This is a genomic window from Streptococcus mitis (assembly GCF_946190285.1).
GTDB lineage: Bacteria > Bacillota > Bacilli > Lactobacillales > Streptococcaceae > Streptococcus > Streptococcus mitis_CP.
Window position 1 is genome coordinate 1 of sequence record NZ_CAMHZX010000011.1, and the last position, 7583, is coordinate 7583.

Annotated in this window: 2 protein-coding genes; both read left to right on the forward strand. The window is 41.0% G+C overall.

The genetic code is table 11. From position 1 onward, the window contains the following. Nucleotides 1-387, forward strand: a 387-nt coding sequence (locus N8L39_RS09175; RefSeq protein WP_261010794.1) for an LPXTG cell wall anchor domain-containing protein, incomplete at its 5' end; no start/stop codon positions are given. Between the two features lie 1056 nt (nt 388-1443). Next, nucleotides 1444-7583 (forward strand): accessory Sec-dependent serine-rich glycoprotein adhesin (locus N8L39_RS09180; protein ID WP_261010793.1); only part of this gene is annotated, 6140 nt, incomplete at its 3' end.

Sequence of the window (7583 nt, forward strand, 5' to 3'; positions counted from 1 at the left end):
TCAGCGTCGACTAGTGCGGTAGCATCAACGTCAGCAAGCACAAGCGCTGTAGCGTCTACGTCAGCCTCAACAAGCGCTGTAGCGTCTACGTCAGCGTCGACTAGTGCGGTAGCGTCTACCTCAGCGTCGACTAGTGCCGTAGCATCTACGTCAGCGTCAACAAGTGCAGTAGCCTCTGAAAGTTCTTCAACGTCAAGCTCGATGGTAGAATCAAATGTTGATTATTCGACTTCATATTCCGGATCGACAGCTAAGTCAAGACAGCAATTGCCAAATACAGGTACAGAAGTATCCAAAACATCTGCACTTCTAGGAGCTTTAGCCGCTGTAACTGGGCTAGGTTTGTTTGCAAAACGTCGCAAACGTGATGATGAAGAAGAAATGTAAACAATCTTTCTGTAGCAGATCTATCTGCGGATAGATGATTGAAAAGTGTGTGGAACCGAAGTTTCGCTATAAGAAAAAGTGAACAAAACTAGTTTTCTGTAAATCAGAATTCGGTTTAGTTCACTTTTTGTTTTATCTATTCAATTTTCAAAATTAATGTATAGTGGATTGAATCTAGAATAGTACACTACGTCTGCTAAAATATGTCTAGAAATTAATTTGCCTTTCTTAATAAGTTTGTTCATATTTTATTTCAATCCACTATAAAATAGCACTCTGTTTAGTTGCTGTCAGTCTATTCATGAAGTCTTCTAGTGAAACTTCGCGACTTTTATAGCTATTGCTGTATTCTATTTTTCCTAGTATATGCCTAGTATATAAATAAGAGTTATGATTTTTTGATTTTGGAGAAGTATAAATCGAAAGAAAGATTCTAGATATTAAGTTGTATTTAGAGTTTGAATTCGGCTTATGCGCTGTCAGAGTGTGTCTAAGTGAATGGGAATCCTACAATCCCAATAATGAAAATCGAATATCTCATCCTTGCTTTAAAGGTAACTAAGGTTGCTATTTTTCAGCTATGTATGGTTCATCTATTCAATAAGAATATACAAATATCTTAGCGATAATGATATGACAATAAAATTAATTTTCTAGATTATGTATTTTCGAAAAAGCATTTGCACAAAATAAAATATAGTTAATATAATATAAAAATATACCTTAAACAAAATACTTATAAAATAAACTATTTTATAAAAATCGTTAGGAAATCGCATCCAACATCTTGTAACAGAAATTTAATATTCAGAAATTTAGAAACATAAAAACTCTTAAAATTTGGACTCTACCCTTTTGAAAACGTTTAAAATTTTCATTTTTCTGATATTTATAAAAAGTGGTATATTCGCCTATAATATCCATATGGAATACTTTTTTTTTTTTTAGGTAAAAATGTTTTGAAAGTTATTGAATTAATTGCATTTGAAGTGTATAATATAAATTGGTATTTTATTGATAAATTTACATAAATATAATCGGAAAGGAATCTAAAAAATGTTTTTTAGACGCCAAGAAGGTAAGTATAGAGAGACGGATCGTGTGACCCGTTTTAAGTTGATCAAGTCAGGTAAGCATTGGTTGCGTGCCTCGACCTCTCAATTTGGACTCTTTAAAGTCTTACGTGGTGGTGTAGATGCTGCTCAGGTAACAACTGAAATGATCGAAGAGCAATCAGCAAATACACTGACTGGATTGGATATTCTGAAAGGGATAGCCGCAGCAGGGACGGTGCTCGGAGGAGCAGTTGCAACTCAAACAACTGTCTATGCCCATGACGCCCTTGAAAAGACAGTAGAGGCCAAAGAAACACTTGCAAATACAGATACAGTAACTTTGGGAACAGTAAAAGATCAGGAGGGAGTTCAAGCCGACAGCTTATCAGTTTCTGTTAGCCAAAGCCAGTCCTTGTCTGAGGAAGCTTCAAAGAATGCAAGTAAACATCTTTCAGAAAGTGAAAGCCAATCAGTAAGTACTTCAACAAGTGCTTCTGTATCAGCAAGTACATCTGCTTCTGAAAGTGCAAGTGCAAGTACAAGTGCATCTGAGTCAGCTTCAACAAGTGCTTCTCAATCACAAACTGGAGCAACTTCTGAACTTGCAAAACCAGCAACATCGGAGACGGCTTCAAACAAAGAGACATCTGTTCGTAAGGAAGATGCAGCTAACTCAACAGCTGATGCGGTTCTTTCAAAAGTTATCACTGAAAGCCTCGCATCTCTACAAGCAGTTGAAACTCGTTTGAGCCAAATCACATCAACGACTTCAAGTTTGGTGGATACAACGACAACAGTTGCCGTAGCGACTACAGTATCTGCTGAGAGCAACAAGAAAACTCAAGAAGATCGCAAACGTCTATCTAAAATCTCAGCGACTATGGGGGAATACCTCGCTAAGTCTATCGGTCTGCCAAATACAGAAGCAGCAGTTGCTAAGGTGAATGCTGCTGTAACAGCTATCGAAGAAGCACTGAAAACTCCAAATGCTGACTTGACAGATGTTATTAAGCAAGCTACATCTGCGCAAAACTCAATCGTTAACGCTGTTCTCCGCTCCCATAACGGGAAACGTAGTGGGCTAAATGGTAGACAGATGGAGCGAGGAGTTAGCTTTAGGGAGGTAGCGCCTGAGAATAGAAATCCAACATTTTTAACAGCCTCTGTTGGATATGTTGTCTCTGAAGGGGAAGCAACAGCAGCTAATTCCAAGGCGAATATTTATAAAACAGGGACTTATCTTTATGCTACGGAAGGAAGAACAGGAAATGGAATAGCTCCAGGACCTGCTAATACTGCGTCACGTGTTTTGGTTCAAAATGTCGGTGACCAAGTTTTGATGACAGCAAGCCGTACTGGACGCACAACTCAATGGGAAGTTACCTTTAATAGAGGTGGAGATCCTCATGACAATCCTTACTTTTACTTTACTGTTCCAAAAGGTCACAGAATTACCCATATGGAAGTGTGGCAAAAGGACCGAGCAGAAACGGGTTGGAACCTTTTGGGAAGCAGCAATGGAGATAACGCTTTTACGCATAATAAGAAAAGTGGAGATTTAAGAGCTGCCGTCGGAAACGCACATAATAACCAAGGTGGTTCTTACTATGATAATGTGGCTGGTGTCGGTCCTGGCGGGGTTGGTAGAGGCTCTCTTACTAGCTTGAGAGACTTTGCTTTTAATAATCCAGAAGCATATTATCAGACAGATAAAATATCAGATGAAACTAAAAAAGCTGGAGACTTTGCTTTTACTTCTATTGAAAATGCGACAGCGAATGTATACGCTCTTAATCCTAGAGGTTCAGCTCGTTTAGAAGGGTATAAAATCAAATATACGACAGATAGTCCAGAAGATACCAATGATTTTTATATGGCTGGTTTCCGTTCTTTGGAAAATTCACGTCATAGAAATTACCTACAAATGAATGGTTCTCCAGACCGCTATTGGTTGGAGTTGAAGAAAAATGTTCCTTCTACGTTTTTGAAGTATGGTGGATTAAACGAATTAACTTCGGGTAGCGTTAGCAAGATTGCTGATGTTTATGATAAAGTAACAGGTAAGAAGACACCAGCTCCTAATGGAACTGTTACTTATGCAATTAGAGGAAAAAATTATAGCAGTAATGAACTAGGGGGAGCAAATAGTCGAGATATTCCTTTTGATAAAGGTGTTAATGAGCTAATTGTTAAGACTTCGAATGCGGGTTCCTATACTCTTCCGTTTCGAATTGTTACACAGGCTGATGTCTATGAGCCTGTTATCAATCAAACTTTAGCTGCTAAACAAATTTCCAAAGGGCAACAGATTGACCCAGCATCTATTATTCAGAAAATTGATGATAAGTCAAACACAATTTCAGGTTTCGCTTTTCCTGATGATAGAGATACCTATAACGATCAAATTGATAGAACTCCAAGGCCGAGTCCATTTGTTCACAATCCTAATGTTCTTCCAAATACAAACCAAGTCTCATCGAATGTGCAAGGTACAGACAAACAGAAGGCGTTAAATGTTAAGAATGTTGAATGGGTTGGTGGTAGTAATCAAATTGGTTCGGGTATAGGAGAAAATATGGCTGTGAAAGCCATGTTAAATGGTAAGGAAGTTTACTTGTCTGTTCCCCCTACTATAGAAGTGTCTAGACTAGGTTCTGCTTTGACGGAGCAAGATAAACTAGATGTTCTCGCCCATAATGGTTTACAAGGAAAAGCACAAATTACTGGAACTAAAATAGGACTAAGTAAGCAACTTAAGACTATTTATAAAGATGATGAGGGTGGCGATTCTGTCGATGTTTCAGAAGTTTTCTTTGAAAATGTTGCTAAGTCTACAGCAACAAAACCAAATGTTGATCCTAAAAATGATGGTAGTGTGGTTGTTCGTCCTGAAGCGAACAATGATAAGATAAATATATCTTATACACCGACAACTGCTAACACTACTACTCACATTACGATTAAAAAATCTGGAACTACGTGGGAAAATAGTGATCCTCTTCCAGCTGGGGTGACTTTAGATAAATCGAATGGTAATCTGACTATCTCTGAGGAAGCTGTTAAAGATAAAACGGATGTCACAGCTACGTCTTATAACTTTAACTCAGATGGAGCTACAACCACTGCTACTGCGAAGGCACCGTATCAAGCCAAAACAGATCGTTTTTATGCCGTGGAAGGTGAGGATAAGAATCAACTCAACGCTCGTGACTTTGTTGTAGATGGTGATGGTCGAGCACTACCTCAAGGGACAAGTGTTAAGTGGAAAGATAGCAGCCTAGATTTATCAACTCCTGGTCAGAAAAAAGCAACCTTGCTCGTTACTAAAGGAAGCGAGACTAAGGAAGTTGAGTATAGCTATACTGTCTTAGGAAAAGTAAAGCCTTGGGAACGAAACGGAGAAACGGGTAAATTCTATGCCTTTAAAGCTGATAGAGGTAAAGATGGAATTGTCGGGGGAAGTTATGCTAATAATATTGGAGGTAATTCAAGACTATATACAAATATTGACACTCTTTCAGATGTGGCAAGTTTTAAATATGAGTATAAATTAAACAATTCTCAAAGTGCACCATTAACCACAAAAGATGGCTCTCCTGCCTTTAGTAGTGTGTGGCATACAACAGTTGAGAGTGATACAGATAATCAACCTACAACTCACCATACGACTTATAAGATTATTGCAACATATCGACAAGGACGTTTTGGAACAGCGTCAGCTAGTGATCCTGCCTTAACAAGTTCAGCGACTTTTGACTATACAGTAGCGGATCCGCAACCTAAACAAGATATTTCAACTACAGTTGGAAATATAGAATCCCTCAAGAGTGTTATTGATAATCCAAAAACTGCTCTTGAAAATGCTAATCCAAATGTAGCCTTTCCTGTTGGTTCGGATTATAACTGGGTATCAACACCGGATGCCACTACAGTAGCTAATCCGGGAATATATGTAAAAGAGGTCAAACTGACTCTTCCAGAAAGTACCACTAATCCAGGACAAAATGCTGGAAGAAATAGTAAAAATGTTTCAGTTCCTATTAAAGTCAAACCTAATCCACCACAAATCTCAGCAGATCAGGTAACGAAAACAGGTGGTCTTCCAAATAAAGGAATTACCGTTACAAACGCTTTACCAGGTGCGGCAGTTACTTTAACAATCAATAATAGACAACTTCCGTCTAAAACAGCAGATAGCAGTGGAAGCGTGACATTTACTGCAGATGAATTAGCAGACAGTAACGGTCTTCTTCAAACAGGTACAGTGACTGTTAAACAAAGTAAGGAATTCCCAAACCCTGTAACCAATCGTAATGAAACGTTGGAATCAGATGTAAGACGTGTTGAAATCAGCAAGGAAACTGAAAAACCAAATGTAGAAGTTGTTCTGCAAGTTAAAGATAAGAATAATAAATGGGTTGATCGACCTAAGACAGCTGTTCGTGCCGATGAAAGAGATGAAAAAGGACGTTCTGCTCAAGGATATGAACTTTACGCTGGGGATGAATATCGCTTTGTTGTGAAAGTTACGGATAACAGTGGTAAGGTTCGTAGTCTAGAAGTATGGGATGGCCTTACTGTCCGAACTAACATGACAGAAACGACTCATAATTCTAATGGAACGATTACAAATATTACTGGAACTCCGACAACGGCTACCACTAAAGATCCAGCTACGTTGACAATTAACGGCACCTACAATGCAGGTCAACGATATGAAGCAAGAAATGTTTGGTCACGTCAGATTCGAACAAAAGACTTTTCTGAAAATACGAATAATGACACTACATTTAAGCTTGTTCAAGGGAAATTAAGTGAAAAATTCCCAGGTGAGAAGCCAAAAACTGCGGTTCAAGTAAGTAATACGACTACTTTGTCTGAAGATGATAAACAAAAGATTCTTGAAGCGGTAAAAGCATCAAATCCGCAAGATGCAAACCGTATACAAGCCTATGGAATATCAAGTGATGGTACTGTGACCATTACTTATAAAGATGGTACAACGAATACAGTAAAACCAGACTTATCTGACTCGGACTATAGATCGAAATCAGCGTCAACAAGTGCCGTAGCGTCTACCTCAGCGTCAACAAGTGCCGTAGCATCTACCTCAGCCAGCACAAGCGTAGTAGCGTCTACCTCAGCCTCAACAAGTACTGTAGCGTCTACCTCAGCGTCAACAAGTGCCGTAGCGTCTACCTCAGCGTCAACAAGTGCGGTAGCGTCTACCTCGGCGTCAACAAGTGCCGTAGCGTCTACCTCAGCGTCAACAAGTGCGGTAGCGTCTACCTCAGCGTCGACTAGTGCCGTAGCGTCTACCTCAGCGTCGACTAGTGCCGTAGCGTCTACCTCAGCGTCAACAAGTGCGGTAGCGTCTACCTCAGCAAGCACAAGCGCTGTAGCGTCTACGTCAGCGTCGACTAGTGCCGTAGCATCTACCTCAGCCTCAACAAGCGCTGTAGCCTCAACGTCAGCCAGCACAAGTGCGGTAGCGTCTACTTCAGCATCTACAAGCGCGGTAGCATCAACGTCAGCGTCAACAAGCGCCGTAGCCTCTACCTCAGCGTCAACAAGTGCGGTAGCGTCTACGTCAGCCTCAACAAGTGCAGTAGCGTCTACGTCAGCGTCGACTAGTGCCGTAGCGTCTACCTCAGCGTCGACTAGTGCGGTAGCGTCTACGTCAGCGTCGACTAGTGCCGTAGCATCAACGTCAGCAAGCACAAGTGCAGTAGCGTCTACGTCAGCGTCAACAAGCACCGTAGCGTCTACGTCAGCCAGCACCAGTGCGGTAGCGTCTACGTCAGCGTCAACAAGTGCGGTAGCGTCTACGTCAGCGTCAACAAGCGCTGTAGCCTCAACGTCAGCCAGCACAAGTGCGGTAGCGTCTACGTCAGCGTCAACAAGTGCGGTAGCGTCTACGTCAGCGTCAACAAGTGCGGTAGCGTCTACTTCAGCCAGCACAAGTGCAGTAGCGTCTACCTCAGCTTCAACAAGTGCAGTAGCCTCTACTTCAGCCAGCACAAGCGCCGTAGCGTCTACCTCAGCGTCAACAAGCGCTGTAGCCTCTACCTCAGCATCTACTAGCGCCGTAGCGTCTACCTCAGCGTCAACAAGTGCGGTAGCCTCAACGTCAGCATCAAC